The 14,655-nt window shown below is 69.6% G+C and carries 17 protein-coding genes; 14 read left to right on the forward strand and 3 right to left on the reverse strand.

The window, feature by feature from the left end:
• The first annotated feature begins 8 nt into the window (after nt 1-8).
• Both ACFQ53_RS06475 and ACFQ53_RS06480 read left to right on the forward strand, forming a co-directional pair.
• Nucleotides 9-686 (forward strand): GDSL-type esterase/lipase family protein, encoded by a 678-nt coding sequence (locus ACFQ53_RS06475; RefSeq protein WP_377857010.1) that lies wholly within the window; start codon nt 9-11, stop codon nt 684-686.
• 63 nt (nt 687-749) lie between these two features.
• Nucleotides 750-824 (forward strand): 50S ribosomal protein bL37, encoded by a 75-nt coding sequence (locus ACFQ53_RS06480; protein ID WP_370645926.1) that lies wholly within the window; start codon nt 750-752, stop codon nt 822-824.
• Nucleotides 825-956: 132 nt separating this feature from the next.
• Here ACFQ53_RS06480 and rsrA read toward each other — a convergent pair whose 3' ends face one another.
• Nucleotides 957-1,280 (reverse strand): mycothiol system anti-sigma-R factor, encoded by a 324-nt coding sequence (rsrA, locus tag ACFQ53_RS06485; protein WP_249479363.1) that lies wholly within the window; start codon nt 1,278-1,280, stop codon nt 957-959.
• Complete coding sequence (locus tag ACFQ53_RS06490; RefSeq protein ID WP_249479362.1) at nt 1,277-1,918, reverse strand: sigma-70 family RNA polymerase sigma factor; 642 nt, start codon at nt 1,916-1,918, stop codon at nt 1,277-1,279. The genes rsrA and ACFQ53_RS06490 overlap by 4 nt, the downstream gene beginning before the upstream one ends.
• 370 nt (nt 1,919-2,288) lie before the next feature.
• Between ACFQ53_RS06490 and ACFQ53_RS06495 the strand changes: the two genes are divergently transcribed.
• From ACFQ53_RS06495 to ACFQ53_RS06520, 6 genes are all read left to right on the forward strand, one after another.
• Nucleotides 2,289-2,942, forward strand: a complete 654-nt coding sequence (locus ACFQ53_RS06495) for a hypothetical protein (RefSeq protein WP_377857015.1) — start codon at nt 2,289-2,291, stop codon at nt 2,940-2,942.
• A gap of 3 nt (nt 2,943-2,945) precedes the next feature.
• Nucleotides 2,946-4,268 carry a 3-phosphoshikimate 1-carboxyvinyltransferase gene (aroA, locus tag ACFQ53_RS06500; RefSeq protein ID WP_377857017.1) on the forward strand — a complete coding sequence of 441 codons (1,323 nt, stop codon included), beginning with the start codon at nt 2,946-2,948 and terminating at the stop codon, nt 4,266-4,268.
• Nucleotides 4,265-5,308, forward strand: coding sequence for a ribosome small subunit-dependent GTPase A (gene rsgA, locus ACFQ53_RS06505; RefSeq protein WP_377857020.1), 1,044 nt, complete (start codon nt 4,265-4,267; stop codon nt 5,306-5,308). Before aroA ends, rsgA begins: the two co-directional genes overlap by 4 nt.
• 69 nt (nt 5,309-5,377) lie before the next feature.
• Nucleotides 5,378-6,169, forward strand: a complete 792-nt coding sequence (locus ACFQ53_RS06510; RefSeq protein ID WP_377857023.1) for an inositol monophosphatase family protein — start codon at nt 5,378-5,380, stop codon at nt 6,167-6,169.
• A gap of 139 nt (nt 6,170-6,308) precedes the next feature.
• The gene (locus tag ACFQ53_RS06515; RefSeq protein WP_249479357.1) at nt 6,309-7,529 is read left to right on the forward strand and encodes a pyrophosphate--fructose-6-phosphate 1-phosphotransferase; all 1,221 of its coding nucleotides are present in this window, start codon (nt 6,309-6,311) and stop codon (nt 7,527-7,529) included.
• 16 nt (nt 7,530-7,545) lie between these two features.
• Nucleotides 7,546-8,346: a crotonobetainyl-CoA--carnitine CoA-transferase gene (locus tag ACFQ53_RS06520; protein ID WP_377857027.1), complete on the forward strand. Its 801-nt coding sequence runs from the start codon at nt 7,546-7,548 to the stop codon at nt 8,344-8,346.
• Nucleotides 8,347-8,361: 15 nt separating this feature from the next.
• Here the strand turns inward: ACFQ53_RS06520 and ACFQ53_RS06525 are convergent, their stop codons facing one another.
• Entirely contained in the window at nt 8,362-9,003 is a 642-nt protein-coding gene (locus ACFQ53_RS06525; protein ID WP_377857030.1) for an SGNH/GDSL hydrolase family protein, read from the reverse strand.
• Nucleotides 9,004-9,115: 112 nt separating this feature from the next.
• Between ACFQ53_RS06525 and ACFQ53_RS06530 the strand changes: the two genes are divergently transcribed.
• From ACFQ53_RS06530 to ACFQ53_RS06555, 6 genes are all read left to right on the forward strand, one after another.
• Complete coding sequence (locus ACFQ53_RS06530) at nt 9,116-10,003, forward strand: alpha/beta fold hydrolase (RefSeq protein WP_377857033.1); 888 nt, start codon at nt 9,116-9,118, stop codon at nt 10,001-10,003.
• A 272-nt stretch (nt 10,004-10,275) separates the two neighbouring features.
• Nucleotides 10,276-11,610: a hypothetical protein gene (locus tag ACFQ53_RS06535; protein WP_377857035.1), complete on the forward strand. Its 1,335-nt coding sequence runs from the start codon at nt 10,276-10,278 to the stop codon at nt 11,608-11,610.
• A 289-nt stretch (nt 11,611-11,899) separates the two neighbouring features.
• Nucleotides 11,900-12,106 carry a helix-turn-helix domain-containing protein gene (locus tag ACFQ53_RS06540; RefSeq protein WP_377857038.1) on the forward strand — a complete coding sequence of 69 codons (207 nt, stop codon included), beginning with the start codon at nt 11,900-11,902 and terminating at the stop codon, nt 12,104-12,106.
• Nucleotides 12,103-12,687, forward strand: a complete 585-nt coding sequence (locus tag ACFQ53_RS06545) for a hypothetical protein (protein WP_377857040.1) — start codon at nt 12,103-12,105, stop codon at nt 12,685-12,687. Before ACFQ53_RS06540 ends, ACFQ53_RS06545 begins: the two co-directional genes overlap by 4 nt.
• A 104-nt stretch (nt 12,688-12,791) precedes the next feature.
• On the forward strand, nt 12,792-13,580 hold the full coding sequence (locus ACFQ53_RS06550) for a metallophosphoesterase (RefSeq protein ID WP_377857043.1): 789 nt from the start codon (nt 12,792-12,794) through the stop codon (nt 13,578-13,580).
• A gap of 495 nt (nt 13,581-14,075) precedes the next feature.
• Nucleotides 14,076-14,552 carry a hypothetical protein gene (locus tag ACFQ53_RS06555; protein ID WP_377857046.1) on the forward strand — a complete coding sequence of 159 codons (477 nt, stop codon included), beginning with the start codon at nt 14,076-14,078 and terminating at the stop codon, nt 14,550-14,552.
• Nucleotides 14,553-14,655 lie beyond the last annotated feature (103 nt).

Consider the following 14,655-nt stretch of genomic DNA (forward strand, 5'->3'; position numbering starts at 1 on the left):
GAGACGACGTGGAACAGCCCGCCCCCCGCTCGGTCCCGGTCCAGCGGACCGTCCCGGCCAGCCCCGCCCCCGCGAGCGACAGGCCGATCCGCCTGGTGGCCCTCGGCGAGGAGCTCCTCGCCGGCGTGGGCGACGCCCGGGCGCTCGGCTGGCTCGGCCGGGCCGTCGCCAAGGAGCAGGCACCGAGACCGCGGGTCGAGCTGTACACGAGCGCGGTCCCCTCGGAGACCTCGGCCGACCTCTCCGAGCGCTGGGACGAGGAGGTGCGTCTGCGCACCGACGCCGAGGGCCTCGCCCAGGGCACCGTGGAGCATCGCGTGGTGCTGGGCCTGGGCGGCGGGGACGTCGATGCCGGCATCTCGCTGGCCCGTTCCCGTCTGAACCTCGCCAAGGTCCTCGACGGTCTCGAGCGGCTGCGGATCCCGGCGTTCGTCGTCGGCCCGCCGCCCAGCGCCGACCGTGCGCGCACCGACGCCCTCGTCGAGCTCTCCGGGGCCTTCGACGACGTCTGCGCGCGGCGCCGCGTGCCCTACGTGGACACCGTGCGCTCCCTCGAAGGCCACGAGCAGTGGACCTCGGACCTGGCCCGCAGCGGCGGCGACCACCCCGGGCAGACCGGCTACGGCCTCATGGCCTGGCTGGTCCTGCATGGTGGCTTCGGTCGCTTCCTGGGCACCTCCGACTGAACCAGCCGATCCCCTGTGACAGAATGCTGAGGTTGTCTGTCCGGGCGAAGGAAGGAGAGCGTGATGAGCAAGCGCGGTCGCAAGCGCCGGTCCCGTCGCAAGAACGGCGCCAATCACGGCAAGCGTCCCAACACCTGAGGCGCGCTCGCGCGGCGTGAAGGGCGAGGATCCGTCCGGCCCACGCGCAGCACCCCGAGCATCGACGAGGCCCCCTCCATCCGGAGGGGGCCTCGTCGCGTCAGGGGCCGGATCGGCCGGTATCAGCCCGGGTCAGCCCAGGGTGTCGCGGCGCACCGTGGTGGAGCGGAAGGTGGCGCCGTCGGGCCCGTGCTCGACCTCGAGGCGCTGGTACTGCACGCTGCGGTACTGCACGCTGATGCGCTCGCGCAGGGTCTGCGGGGCGGTGTCGTTCGCGCAGCAGCGCCGCACCAGGTCCTTCATGGCGCGCAGGCGCTCGAGCTCGTCGGCGCACTCCGGGCAGTCCTCGGCGTGGCGCGTCATGCGCTCGACCACGTCGCGCGGGAGCTCGCCGTCCAGCGCCTCCTCGAGCCCGAACCGCAGATCGCGGCGGGTCTCGTCATGCTCCTCGGTCATCGTCCCTCCTCCCCGTCATCTGCTCCGTCCCGCAGGAACCCGCTGCTGCGCGCGTAGTCGCTCAGCGCTTCGCGCAGCTGGCGGCGTCCGCGGTGCAGCCGGGACATGACGGTGCCGATCGGCGTGTCCATGATCTCGGCGATCTCCTTGTAAGCGAAGCCCTCGACGTCGGCGAGGTAGACCGCCATGCGGTAGTCCTCGCGCAGGTCCTGCAGGGCCGTCTTCACCGCGGTGTCGGGCAGGCGGTCCAGCGCCTCGGCCTCGGCCGAGCGCAGACCGCGGCTCGAATGGGACTCGACCTCCGCGAGCTGCCAGTCCTCGACCTCGTCGGTCCACGACTCCCGCGGCCGACGCTGCTTCTGCCGGTACGTCGAGATGTACGAGTTGGTCATGATGCGGTACAGCCAGGCGCGCAGGTTCGTGCCCGGCGTGAAGCGATCGCGCGCCCGCAGCGCCTTGAGGTAGGTCTCCTGGACCAGGTCCTCGGCGTCCTGGGGATTGCGGGTCATGCGCAGCGCGCCGCCGTAGAGCGAGTCGAGGTGCGCGAGCGCCTCCGCCTCGAAGTCGAAGTCCTCGGGAGCCGTGTCCTCGGGGGCGGCGCCGGGGGCTCGGTCGCCGTCGTGATCAGTGGTGGTCATCAGGCTCCACGGTACGGCACCGGTCGGTGCGAGGACGGTCGTGCACGAGGTCCCGCGCAGGGACGAGCGGCGCAAGGGGAGGGCCGACGGCGGCCGCGTCCGCAGGCACGTGGTCATCGGCTCTCTCCTCTCCCTGCGCCGCAGGGCGCGCTGGTGCGAACGGTGGGGACGGTCCGCGCGGCGGCGGATGCTCGTCGGCGACGAGGTCCGTCCGCTCCTGCGCTTCCCGTCAGGGTCCGCTGGTTGCAACGCGCACGACCCCTCGGCTGTTCCCCGGTGGCCGGACGCACGGGGCGGGGTGCGCGATAGGCTGGTCACAACGCCGGGCCCCGCCCGGCAGAGTCCATCGAACCCGAGACGTGAGGACACCATGTCGCTCATCCGCCGCATCGCCCGCCCTGCTCTCGCCGCCCCCTTCATCTTCGAGGGCGTGCGCACCGCGATCTCCCCCGAGCGTGAGATCGAGGTCGCGCCCTCCGCCTTCGCCCAGGTCGACAAGGCCCTCGAGAGCACGTCGGCCCCCTCCTTCGTCGACTCCCGCACCGTGCTGCGCGCCACCGGCGCCGTCGCCGCCGTCGCGGGCCTCGCCTACGCGACCGGCCGCGCGCCCCGCACCGCCGCCGGTGTGCTGCTCGTGACCACGAGCGTGGGCCTGGCCGGGCGCAAGAAGGTCTGGCAGCTGCGCGGCGAGGAGCGCATGGACGAGATCAAGTCGATCCTCGCCGACGTCGGCCTGCTGGGCGGCGTGATGATCGCGGTGCTGGACCGCGAGGGCCGCCCGTCGCTGGGCTACCAGTGGGGCCAGTTCGTCGAGCGCAGCCAGAAGAAGGCCGCCGCCACCCAGCGCGACCTCGAGAAGAAGGCCGATCGGCTGACCAAGAAGGCCGGCAGCTCCTCTGGCTCGCTCTCGAAGAAGGCGAGCAAGAAGGCCGACGAGCTCAGCAAGAAGGCCTCGAAGAAGGCCGACGAGGTCGCCAAGCAGGCCAGGAAGTCCAGCGAGAAGCTCGCGGACCAGCTCGGCTGATCGATGTCGGAGGTCACCTGGACCGCCCCCGTCGCGGGCGGTCCCGTGGACGCGCTCGTGCGCGTCCCCGGCTCGAAATCGCTCACGGCGCGCTGGATGATGCTCTCGGCGATCGCCGATGCCCCCACGGCGCTGACGGGGGTGCTGGTCTCCCGTGACACGCGCCTGATGCGCGATGCCCTCGAGCGCCTGGGGGCGACGCTGAGCGTGGAGGGCGAGGCGCTGCGGGTCACGCCTCTCCCGCCGCCCGCGGAGCATGCCGAGGGGCCGATCGAGATCCACACGGGACTCGCCGGCACCGTCATGCGCTTCGTGCCGCTGCTCGCGGCCCTGCACCACGGCGACGTCTCCTTCACCGGGGACGAGTCGGCGCTGCTGCGGCCCATGGGACCGGCGATCCAGGCGCTGCGATCGCTCGGCGTCGAGGTCACCGAGACGGGCGAGCCCGGACATCTGCCGTTCGTCGTGCACGGCCGCGGGCGCCTGACCGGCGGGAGCATCGACGTGGACGCGTCGGCCTCGAGCCAGTTCATCTCGAACCTGCTGCTGGTCGGCGCGCGCTGCGATCAGGACCTGCGGGTGCGGCACGTCGGCGACTCCCTGCCCTCGCTCCCCCACATCGAGATGACGATGACGGAGATGCGCCGCGCGGGCATCGACGTCTCCCACAGCCAGGAGCCCGACGGCACCCATGTCTGGACCGTCCGCTCCGGACCGATCGCCTTCGGCGACGTGCGCATCGAGCCGGACCTCTCCAACGCGGGGCCGTTCCTGGCCGCCGCGCTGGTCGCCGGCGGGGAGATCGAGATCGCCGACTGGCCGAGCCGCACCGACCAGCCGGGTGACGCCTTCCGCACCCTGCTCGCGCGCATGGGCGGGGAGTTCTGGCGCGAGGACGAGGACGTGTGCGTGCGCGGCACCGGCGTCATCCACGGGATCGACGCGGACCTCTCGGCGACCGGCGAGCTGACGCCCACGATCGCCGCCCTCGCCGCTCTTGCGGACTCCCCCAGCCACCTGCGCGGCATCAAGCATCTGCGCGGCCACGAGACCGACCGCATCCATGCCCTCGCCACGGAGCTCTCGAAGCTGGGCTGCCGCACCGTCGAGCACGAGGGATCCCTCGAGATCCATCCCGGGCCCCTCACCGGCTGCGAGTTCGAGACCTACCAGGACCATCGCATGGCGACCGCGGGCGCGATCATCGGCCTCCGCGTGCCCGACGTGCGCGTGGTCGACGTCGCCACCACCCAGAAGACCCTCCCGGACTTCGTGGGCATGTGGCTGGCCATGCTGCACACGGACGAGGCGGGCGAGGCGAGGTGAGTCGCCGGATCCGCGACCTGGACGAGTCCGACGTCCGGATCCGGCCCAACCGCCGCGGCTCGCGGCCGCGCACGAAGATCCGCCCGAGCCACGACGACGCGATCCCGGCGTTCGTCACCGCCGTCGATCGCGGGCGCTGGCGCACCGTCGTCGGCTCCGGGACGGCCGGCGAGCACGTGGTCACCGCGATGCGGGCCCGCGAACTGGGCCGCACCCCGATCGTCCCCGGCGACGTGGTGGGTCTGGTCGGCGACACCAGCGGGACGGAGGGATCGCTCGCGCGCATCGTGAAGGTGCACGAGCGCTCCTCCTTCCTGAGGCGCAGCGCCGACGACGACGATCCGACGGAGCGCCCGCTGGTCGCGAACGCCGACCTCATGGTCATCGTCACGGCGCTCGCGGACCCCGAGCCGCGCGGCGGCATGATCGACCGCTGCCTGGTCGCGGCCTGGGTCGCCGGGATCGACGCCCTGCTCTGCCTGACGAAGTCCGACCTGCGCGATCCCGCCGACTTCCTCGCCCAGTACGCGCCGCTGGGCGTCGAGCACGTGGTCACGAAGCTCGACGCGGAGGGGGATGTCGTCGGCGTCGAGGAGCTCGACGCGCATCTCCACGGCCGCACGAGCGTGCTCATCGGCCATTCCGGCGTGGGCAAGTCGACGCTGCTGAACGCGCTGGTGCCCGGTGCCGACAGGGCGACGGGACACGTCAACGACGTCACCGGCCGCGGTCGCCACACCTCGTCCTCGGCGCTCGCCCTGCGCCTTCCCGACCAGTCGGGCTGGGTGATCGACACCCCGGGCGTGCGCTCCTTCGGACTCGGGCACGTCTCCCCCGAGGAGCTGCTCGAGGCCTTCGCCGATCTCGCCCCGCTCGCCGAGGAGTGCCCGCGCGGCTGCACCCACGCCGCCGACGCCCCCGACTGCGCGCTCGACGCCGCGGTCGAGGAGGGGCGCGCGGGCTCGGCCGGTCCTGAGCGCCTGGCCTCGTACCGCCGTCTCGACGAGGCGCTGCGCCGCAACGACCCGTGGGAGGCGTGAGCGCGGCGGACCTGCGCGCGGCGTGGGCGGTGCCGGGAATCGGGGCGCCCAGGCCGTAGGGTTGGGCGCATGTCCTCTCGATTCGCCGACGATCTGCGGCTCGCCCATGTCCTCGCCGATGCGGTCGATCAGCTCACCATGTCCCGCTTCAAGGCCCAGGACCTCACGGTCGAGACCAAGCCGGATCTGACGGAGGTCACCGACGCGGACACCGCGGCGGAGGAGCTCGTGCGGGCCCAGCTCGCCCGCTCCCGCTCGCGCGATCAGGTGATCGGCGAGGAGTTCGGCTCCACCGGCCACTCCCCACGCCAGTGGATCATCGACCCGATCGACGGCACCTCGAACTTCGTGCGCGGAGTGCCCGTCTGGGCGACGCTCATCGGCCTCGTCGAGGACGGCGAGACGGTGGTCGGCCTGGTCTCCGCGCCCGGGCTCTCGCGCCGCTGGTGGGCGGGTTCCGGGACCGGCGCGTGGACGGGCACGCGCCTGAACGCGGCGACGAAGATGCAGGTGTCCGACGTGCGCAGCATCGAGGACGCGTCTCTGTCCTACTCCTCCCTGCACGGCTGGGCCGACCTGGACAGGCTCCCCCAGATGCTCAACTTCATGCAGCGTTTCTGGCGCACCCGCGCCTACGGCGACTTCTGGTCGTACATGCTGCTGGCCGAGGGCGCGGTCGACGTCGCGACCGAGCCCGAGCTCAAGCTCCACGACATGGCCGCACTCGTCCCGATCGTCACGGAGGCGGGCGGCCGGTTCACCTCGCTCGACGGCGAGGACGGCCCCTTCGGCGGCAATGCGGTGGCCACCAACGGCCACCTGCACGAGGAGACGCTCGAGGCCCTCGCACCGCGCGACTGACGCGCCGCGCCGAGGGGTCCGACGCGCGGGCCGCCGGCGCGTGTCCGCGCACCCGGCCGATACGATGGCTGTGTTGTCCACGCGCTGCGCGGTCCGCATCCGTGCGCGCACGTCACGTACACCGCGAAGGACCTGACCCATGACGATCAAGCGCGTCGCACTGCTCACCGCCGGCGGCTACGCCCCCTGCCTCTCCTCCGCCGTGGGAGGACTGATCGAGCGCTACACCGAGCTCGTGCCCGACGTCGAGATCATCGCCTACAAGCACGGCTACTGGGGCCTGCTCTCCGGCGAGAAGATCGTCGTGGACGACGAGGTGCGCAAGCACGCCGGGATCCTGCACAACTACGGCGGCTCCCCCATCGGCAACTCCCGCGTGAAGCTCACCAACACCGCCGACCTGGTCAAGCGCGGCCTCATCCAGGAGGGCGAGGACGCTCTCGAGGTCGCTGCGAACAAGCTCAAGGCCGACGGCGTGGACGTGCTCCACACGATCGGCGGCGACGACACCAACACCACCGCCGCGGACCTGGCCAAGCATCTCCACGAGAACGGCTTCGACCTGCAGGTCGTGGGACTGCCCAAGACGATCGACAACGACATCGTGCCGATCCGCCAGTCCCTGGGCGCGAAGACCGCCGCGGAGCAGACCAGCGTCTTCGCCCAGAACGTCCTCGCGGAGCACGGCTCGAATCCGCGCATGCTGATCATCCACGAGATCATGGGCCGCTCCTGCGGGTACCTCACGGCGCAGGCCGCCGAGTACTACCAGCAGTGGCACGCCCAGCAGCAGTGGCTGCCCGGCATCGGTCACACGCCCGAGCGCTGGGACGTGCACGCCGTGTTCCTGCCCGAGATGAAGCTCGACATCGAGGGCGAGGCCGAGCGCCTCAAGGCCGTCATGGACGAGGCCGGCTGCGTGAACATCTTCCTCTCCGAGGGCGCGGGCATCCCCGAGATCGTCGCCGAGATGCAGGCGCGCGGCGAGGAGCCCGAGAAGGACCCCTTCGGCCACGTCAAGCTCGACACCATCAACCCCGGCCAGTGGTTCGCGAAGCAGTTCGCAGAGCGCCTGGGCGCGGAGAAGGTCATGGTGCAGAAGTCCGGATACTTCTCGCGCTCGGCCAAGGCGAACGCGGAGGACCTGCGCCTCATCAAGTCCATGACGGACCTCGCCGTGCAGGTCGCCCTCGAGGGCGGCACCGGCGTGATCGGGCACGACGAGGAGCGGGGCGATCTGCTGCGCGCGATCGAGTTCGAGCGCATCGCCGGCCACAAGGCCTTCGACATCTCCCAGCCCTGGTTCGGGGAGGTCATGGCGCGCATCGGCCAGGACGTCGAGCCCGTCGAAGCCCACTGATCAGGCACTCCCGCCCATGAGCTGGCGCCGCCGGCTGCGCGCGCTCGTCGTCCCTGCACGGCGGGCGCGCGTGCTGTCCGCGGGCCCGGCGGGCGTCGGCTTCCGCGTCGACGGCTCCGCGCTGGACCTCGAGGCCCGTCCCCGCCAGGGCGCGTTCGGCGACTGCTGGGTGGCGGCGGCGATGCTCGCGATCCACGAGGCGGCGCCCGCGCGCATCGCGGGGATGATCAGGGCGCACGACGGGTCGAGCAGCGTCGGAGTCCTGCTGCGCGGGGGCCGCGTGCGCATCGCGGTCGATCGGGCGATGCCGGTCGACGCACGGGGCCGCTGGATGGGCGCACTCCAGTCCCGGTCCGGGGCCGGGGCTGGGTCCGGGTCTGGGACTGGGTCCGGATCCGCACCCGGGGGCGCCGCCGACGCACCGGGATGGCCGGGCCTCGTGGAGAAGGCCGCCGCGATCCATGTCGCCGGGTCGTACCGGATGCTCGGTCGGGGGCTCGGGCGGTTCGGCCTCCAACTCCTCACGGGGATCCCCACGCGCACGCACGTGCTGCTCCCCCGCCCCGACCGCCTGCGGGAATGGCTCGACGAGGGGCGCGCCGCGCTCGCCTCCACGCATCCGCTCTCACCCCGCGTGATCACGGCGCGCGGGTCGCTGCCGGGGAACCATGTGATGGCGATCGTGGGATGCGACCCGGCGACGGGCGAGGTCTCGTTGCGCAATCCGTGGAGGCCCGACGAGCTGCTCGTCGTGGACCGCCGGACGCTCCGCCGCGGCTTCCTCTCGATCGACGTCACCGCCCGACCGCTGCGCTGAGGCGGCCGGGCCGCGTCAACGCCGCGGGTCCACCGTCGCGAAGGCTTCGAGCCACGCGTCGGCCAGCAGACGGTGCCCCGCGATCGTCGGGTGCACGCCGTCCTCGGCGATGGTCGCCGGGGTGTGGCCGGCGGCGTAGGCGCGCTCGAGCACGCGCTCGGTGTCCACGAGGGGGTGGCCGAACTCGCGGGCGAGCGCCCGGACGCGGGCGACCTTGGGAGCGAGGTCCTCGTGGTAGCGGGCCTTCTCCTCGTCGATGTCGGCCACGAACGGGAGGATCAGCAGCACCGGCACGCCCGGTCGTGCTCCCGAGAGCTGGTCGAGCAGATAGCGGTATCCGGCCTCGAAGTCCTCCACGGAGGTGGGGTCGTCGCTGTCGTAGCGGCGCCAGGTGTCGTTCACGCCCACGTAGAGGGTGACGACGTCTGGGGCGAGGTCCAGGCAGTCCGGACCGAACCGCGCCACCAGGTCGGGCACGCGGTTCCCGCCGATCCCCGTGTTCAGCACCCTCGCATCCGGCTCATGGGCCGAGAAGTGCTCGGCGATCAGCCGCACGTATCCGAACCCGAGGTGCTCCGGATCCTCGCGACGCCCGGCGTCGGTGATCGAGTCCCCGATGAAGACGAGGGTGCGGGCGGGGACGGCGGTGTCGTTCATGCGCTGATCTTCTCAGACCGCGAGGGCTCGCGCCCTCTTCTCGCTTATGCTCGAGCACCCGACGTAGTCGCCGACGACAGGCTCGACGCCGCGCCGGGTCGGAGAGGATCCCATGGAGTGCGCGCCGCTGAACGCCCGAGGCATCGATCTCCCGATCGGTCCTCATCGGGTGATCCACGCGGAGGATTCGGGGCCTGTCCCCTACGACGGGCCGACGGTCGTCCTGGAGGCGGGAGCAGCTTCCACGCGGTCGATCTGGGCGCTGGTCCACCAGCGGCTCGCACAGTCCGTGCACACCATCGCGTACGACCGTGCGGGACTGGGCCGCAGCCCCGGCGCGTCCGGCCCTCGTCGACTCGAGAACCTGGCGCGGGATCTGAATGCGCTCCTGGACGGTCTCGAGAGAGCGGGACGCAGCACGGCCGCGCACGGTGTCGTGCTCGTCGGCCACAGCTGGGGTGGACCGATCGTGCGCGCTGCCGCGATGCGCCGCCCTGAGCGCGTCCGGGCACTCGTGCTCGTGGATCCGGCCGACGAGCTGTGCCCCTACTACCTCTCGCCCGGCTTCGCCCGCATGAACGCCCTCCAAGCGGTGCTGTTCCCGCCATTGGCCCGCTTGGGCGCACTGGGGCCGATGTATGCGCGTTCGGTCCCGATGCTGCCCGAGCACGCACGGGCGGATTCGCGCACGGAGATGTACACCCCGCAGGCAGTGAGGACGCAGCTCGCCGAGAGCGCGGACATGGCCGGTGATCTCCGCCTGCTGGGGGCGGCCGACGAAGCCGCGGAAGACCCGGGGTTCCCGGTGACGGTGATCTCCGGTGCGAGCGCCGCCGGCGTGGGCCGCGCGGTGCGGGCGCAGATGAACGCGGCTCACCGCGAGCGCGCGGGCCGCACCGCCGCCGGACGCCACGTGCTGGCCCAGGACTCCGGTCACCTGGTCATGCTCACCGAGCCGGGCGCCGTGAGCGAGGAGATCCTCCGGACCATCGGGCGCTGAACCCGAGCGCCCGTGGTCCGCCGCCGCGTTGCACCGGAAAAGCCGAAGGCCCCCGATCCGTTTCCGGATCGGGGGCCTTCTCTTCGTAGCGGGGGCAGGATTTGAACCTACGACCTCCGGGTTATCGCGGCCAATACTGCGAGTCCCCTGGTAGTTGCACCCTTCCATGCAGGTCACGAGCGCATCCGGACGCGTCTGGATTACTCCAGAAGACTCCCGAACACCCCGGATTGCGCGAATCTTGCGTATAGCTCTGCGTATAGTCTTGAGGCATGACGAAGCAACGGACGCGAGCCGCGACCACCCGGCTCGGCGAGGGCGAGCACAGCATCGACCGAGTGCAGGTGACTGAGGAGCGCGACGCAGAAGGCAAGGTGCTCTATCGACGCCTGGCGTGGACGATCCGGCTCCCGGGAAACGCGAAGACCACACGCAAGTTCACCCAGGGGTCACCCCGGAGCACGGACACCGCGATTCGCACCAAGGCCCGGGCTACCGCCAAGCGCATGCTCGAGGAGCACACTCGAGGCGGCGCGTCCGACTGGACGAAGCGATCGTCCTTCGCAGAGTTCTGCGAAGCGGTCGTCAGACCAGACATCGCCAAAGCGCCAGGTCTCTCCGTGACGACGCGCAAGGCGTACTCGGCATCGCTCGATCTGCTGATTGGGAAGTGCGACGGCTTGTCACACGAAGCGACCCAGCACGACAAGGCACTCGGCCCGAAGACGATCCAGGCCGCCGCGAAGATTCTCGCGATCGAAGCCTGCCTTCAGGAGATCGCACGGCTCCACGGCAAAGAGACCTCGCGACGGGCGCGCTCGGTTCTCACCGGATGGGTCTTCCGAGATCTCCGTCGACATGAACTCCTCGAGACCAACCCGATCAAGGGAGAGCGGATCGACCTGAGCTCCATGGCACGCCAGCGCGAAGTGGCTTCCGGGGGGCAGACGGTCGCGCTGACGCGGGACGAGTACAACCGCGTCATGGACTTCTTGGTCGACATGGACCCATCACAAGGGATCACAGCTCCCAAGCGGGGACGTTGGGGACTCGAGCATCGAGTCGCCATGAGGCGGAACATGATCTCGGTGACGCTGATCCAGGCGGGAACGGGCTTGAGGATCTCGGAGGCCCGTCAGGCGTGGAGAGGGCTTGTCCGCGACGATGCAGCGCACATGGCGATCGATGTCGACAAGGCAATCGCCAAGGGGAAGGTTCCGCGCCTGGCTCATGTCCTCGACGAGAGGACGATCTGGCACATCCGCGAGCTTCTCCTCGCCCACCCGGAGGACCCGGAGGATGCTCTGATCGTCGGCCAAGCTGGAGACAGAACAAAGGTGTGGGAGCTGTCCAAGGTTCGAGCAGAAGCACGAGCGCTGTACGACCTGGTCGCGGAGGAACTGGGCATCGCGAAGCTGTCGATGCCGGGCCATCTCACGCACATCTGGCGCGCGACGATGAACATGCAGCTGATGGCAGTGGGTATTCCGCCGGCCGCACGAGCGCAGCAGCTAGGACACACCGAACAGGTCGCGTTGGACTACTACACGTCAGCAATGCCGGTAGAGATGGCCACCGAAGCGCGAGCCGCGATCTACGCAGGCTGAGACATTCTGAGCCCCGACAATTCGGGACGCCTTCTAGGACGAACTGTAGCGATAGGAGCGGTCGACGAGTATTATGGACGTACACGACTTCAGAGGTTGGTTCAGCCCGGTTCGCCACCAGGTTTCCGCCTCGATCTTGGCGTCCTGGGTGGCGACAGACCAGGACACGCGACCTTGTGCAGCACCACGGGCCGTGATCAGCGTGATGTGCCGGGGAACAATCCGCCCCCGGCGCAGGTCAGTGCAGCGGAGCCCTAGCAAGTTGCCGGAGCGCTGCACCATGACAGAATTGACCATCACGCCCGTCGCCTTCCGCGGCGACCAGGCTGCCGCCTACCTCAACCTCTCGCCGAAGACGCTCGCGAAGATGCGCATGGCGGGAACGGGCCCGCGTTACGCCAAGCTCCACGACGGACCTCGCGCCGGCGTGCTGTACCGCGTCTCAGACCTTGATGCATGGGTCGAGGAGCGTCTTGTCGGAGATGGTCGGCGGTGAGCGACACCATCTTCACTCCGGACGACGAGGAATTCTTGGTCGACGTTCCCTCCGTCGAAGTTGAGCTTCCGAGCGATATCTCCCCGCACAACGAACTGCGACGCTTCAGCGCGTGGGTCGAGATGATCAATTCCTTTGATGACCAGGTGCACCTTGCAGGTCGAATCCACGGTCTCGTAACCACCGCCCACTGGGACGTCACGGACCACGAGCTCGCGTTCTCAGGCGACCAGTATGACGATGACGCAGCTGAGCTTGGAAAGGAAGCCGATGCACTCCTCGATCGGTTCGACGAGCCGACGGCCGCCGTCCTCATGACGCGCCTGACGCTTGAGGAGAAGTGGCGCGGATACCGCCTGTCCAAGGAGCTCGTTCCCCAGGTCCTCGAGATTTTCGGCCTTCTTCCACAGCAGACGATAGTGGTCTTCAGGCCCGAGCCCCTGACGCCTGAGGGTCCGATGGAGTGGGGCCCTGAACGCGACGCGGCGCTCGCTCGGCTGTGCCACGCCTACGAAGACCAAGGCTTTCGGCGGTGGCGGACCGGGCCTGTGTGGTGGCTCCCCCTCGATGCAGAGCGCTAAGAGCTGCTTCAGCTGCTGCTGCATCAGGTTCTCTACAGACGGCTCGGGGCGAGCGCTCCGAGCCGCTCCGCGGTAGACAACGCCTCGTGGGCGAGAATGGAGCGGTGCCCAGCTACTACGCGCTCTCTGACATCCACGGCCATCGGGAGCAGTTCGCCGCGGCCCTGGATCTCATCGGACTCGACCGGGACGCAGACGCCCACCTGATGCTTCTCGGCGACTACGTAGACCGCGGACCCGATAGTGCGGGCGTTCTGCAGCTCGCCCATCGGACTCATCAGCGCTACGGCGGCCGCGTGGTCGCGCTCCTCGGGAACCACGACACAGCCTTCCTCGACTGGCTGGACGGCGACGACGAGGACTACAGCTGGCTCCTAGCTGATCGAGACTTCACCACTGTCCGCTCGTTCCTGTCCCCCCTGGAACTGGCCGACGCCCTCGGTCACGAGTCTCCGGGCGATGACTCCTCCGATCTCGACGGCGAGACGATGAACCGCAACCTCAAGCGGGCCATCCTCGGTCACCACGGACGCCTTGTCGCGTGGATGCGTCGACTGCCCCTCGTTCACGAAACAGAGCACCACATCTGGGTGCACGCCGGCCTCGATGAGGAGGCGGGCGAACTCTGGCGACAGGCGACGCCGGACTACGTCTTCACGGAGAAGTACCCAGCTTCTGTCGGGTCACACGAGGTCGGCAAGACGATCGTCGCAGGGCACGTGCAAACCTTTCAGCTCCACGGGGACCCTGAGCAGCACACGGTCTACGCGGATCACGGACACATCTACATCGATGGCTCCGTCGAGGTGACGGGTCGGCTTAACGTGCTCCATGTTGGAGAGAACTGCATCTGGAGCGAGCGATCCGTAGGAGCCTCAGCAATCGAGCGCTGAAAGGGTCCGCGCCCGTGACGTCATCGGCTACGTGCTCGCGCTCCTCCTCGACCCTGCGGGGGTGACTCGGTCGGCATAGCCGACCCGGGGTGAGTCTTGAAGAGACTTTCGTGCTCCCGCAGGTCGAGGAGATCCTATCCATGCTGTCAAATCGACGCAACTTGCCCCAGAAGACCCCAGCAAGGGGCTGTGTCACTCCACTCCCGCCTGGTCATACGTCTGCACGACGTGCTCAGTGATGAGCTGCGCCGATGGGCGCGGAAGTCGTAAGAGCGTGAGCTCGAGGCGAAGCCTGCTCGCGCCAGTGACGAGGCCTTCGCGGGCAGGGATGCATGAGCGACGCCGCGGTGAGCCGGACAGCGTCCGGCTGAGGAGCAGCACAGCTGCTCCGGGGGAAAGCATGAAGAGCGACAAGCGAAGGAGCAGCACAGCTGCTCCGGGGAAGAGCTCGAAGAGCGACGAGAAGTCGAACTACCACCAGAAAGCGAACCTACGATGACCACTGCACCCACCAGCCTCAGCGCCTGCACGCGATGCAAGCGCCTCTACTCTGAGATGCTCTCCAACGCGGCGATGTGGAACGTCAACTTCTTCCAGGGGTATCCGGTCGGGCTCCTGTGCCCCTCCTGCCAGACTCCGGACGAGTTCCTTGAGGCCGAGACCAACACGGCCAACCTCGAAGGCACCGAGCTCGTGACCCTCAGTTCCGTCGACCCGGTGAAGCGCGCCGAGATGGTCGTCGAGATGATCTACAAGAGCGCGCAGAGCGTCATCAAGACGCACCGCGAGAAGGCGGAGCGAACCGGCGAGACTCACGTCCGAGTGAACGTCGAGACATGGGCCACAGAAGCGACGGCCGGCGTTCTCGTCATCCAGGGCCAGCCGGAGTCCGTGAGGGCTAGTGCGCGCGGAATCGCTATGGACTACATCAACGGGGCGCTCGGCCTGTCGAAGCACGCCGCGAAGGTCTGAGATCGCGATGAAGCGCCCTGGGTTTCGTTCCGTGGTTAGGCGGGCGCGGTCGTCGTGGGGTGAGTGTAGGACGCTTCGACCGCTGCGGGGGTGCGGTAGTCGA

Source organism: Brachybacterium sp. NPDC056505 (assembly GCF_042794925.1).
Lineage (GTDB): Bacteria > Actinomycetota > Actinomycetes > Actinomycetales > Dermabacteraceae > Brachybacterium > Brachybacterium kimchii.

Bases quoted from the DNA above. Each gene is read 5' to 3' on its own strand.
- rsrA (WP_249479363.1), bottom strand. From the start codon at position 1,280: ATGACCGAGGAGCATGACGAGACCCGCCGCGATCTGCGGTTCGGGCTC.
- ACFQ53_RS06490 (WP_249479362.1), bottom strand. From the start codon at position 1,918: ATGACCACCACTGATCACGACGGCGACCGAGCCCCCGGCGCCGCCCCC.
- ACFQ53_RS06495 (WP_377857015.1), top strand. From the start codon at position 2,289: ATGTCGCTCATCCGCCGCATCGCCCGCCCTGCTCTCGCCGCCCCCTTC.
- aroA (WP_377857017.1), top strand. From the start codon at position 2,946: ATGTCGGAGGTCACCTGGACCGCCCCCGTCGCGGGCGGTCCCGTGGAC.
- ACFQ53_RS06510 (WP_377857023.1), top strand. From the start codon at position 5,378: ATGTCCTCTCGATTCGCCGACGATCTGCGGCTCGCCCATGTCCTCGCC.
- ACFQ53_RS06515 (WP_249479357.1), top strand. From the start codon at position 6,309: ATGACGATCAAGCGCGTCGCACTGCTCACCGCCGGCGGCTACGCCCCC.
- ACFQ53_RS06520 (WP_377857027.1), top strand. From the start codon at position 7,546: ATGAGCTGGCGCCGCCGGCTGCGCGCGCTCGTCGTCCCTGCACGGCGG.
- ACFQ53_RS06525 (WP_377857030.1), bottom strand. From the start codon at position 9,003: ATGAACGACACCGCCGTCCCCGCCCGCACCCTCGTCTTCATCGGGGAC.
- ACFQ53_RS06530 (WP_377857033.1), top strand. From the start codon at position 9,116: ATGGAGTGCGCGCCGCTGAACGCCCGAGGCATCGATCTCCCGATCGGT.
- ACFQ53_RS06535 (WP_377857035.1), top strand. From the start codon at position 10,276: ATGACGAAGCAACGGACGCGAGCCGCGACCACCCGGCTCGGCGAGGGC.
- ACFQ53_RS06555 (WP_377857046.1), top strand. From the start codon at position 14,076: ATGACCACTGCACCCACCAGCCTCAGCGCCTGCACGCGATGCAAGCGC.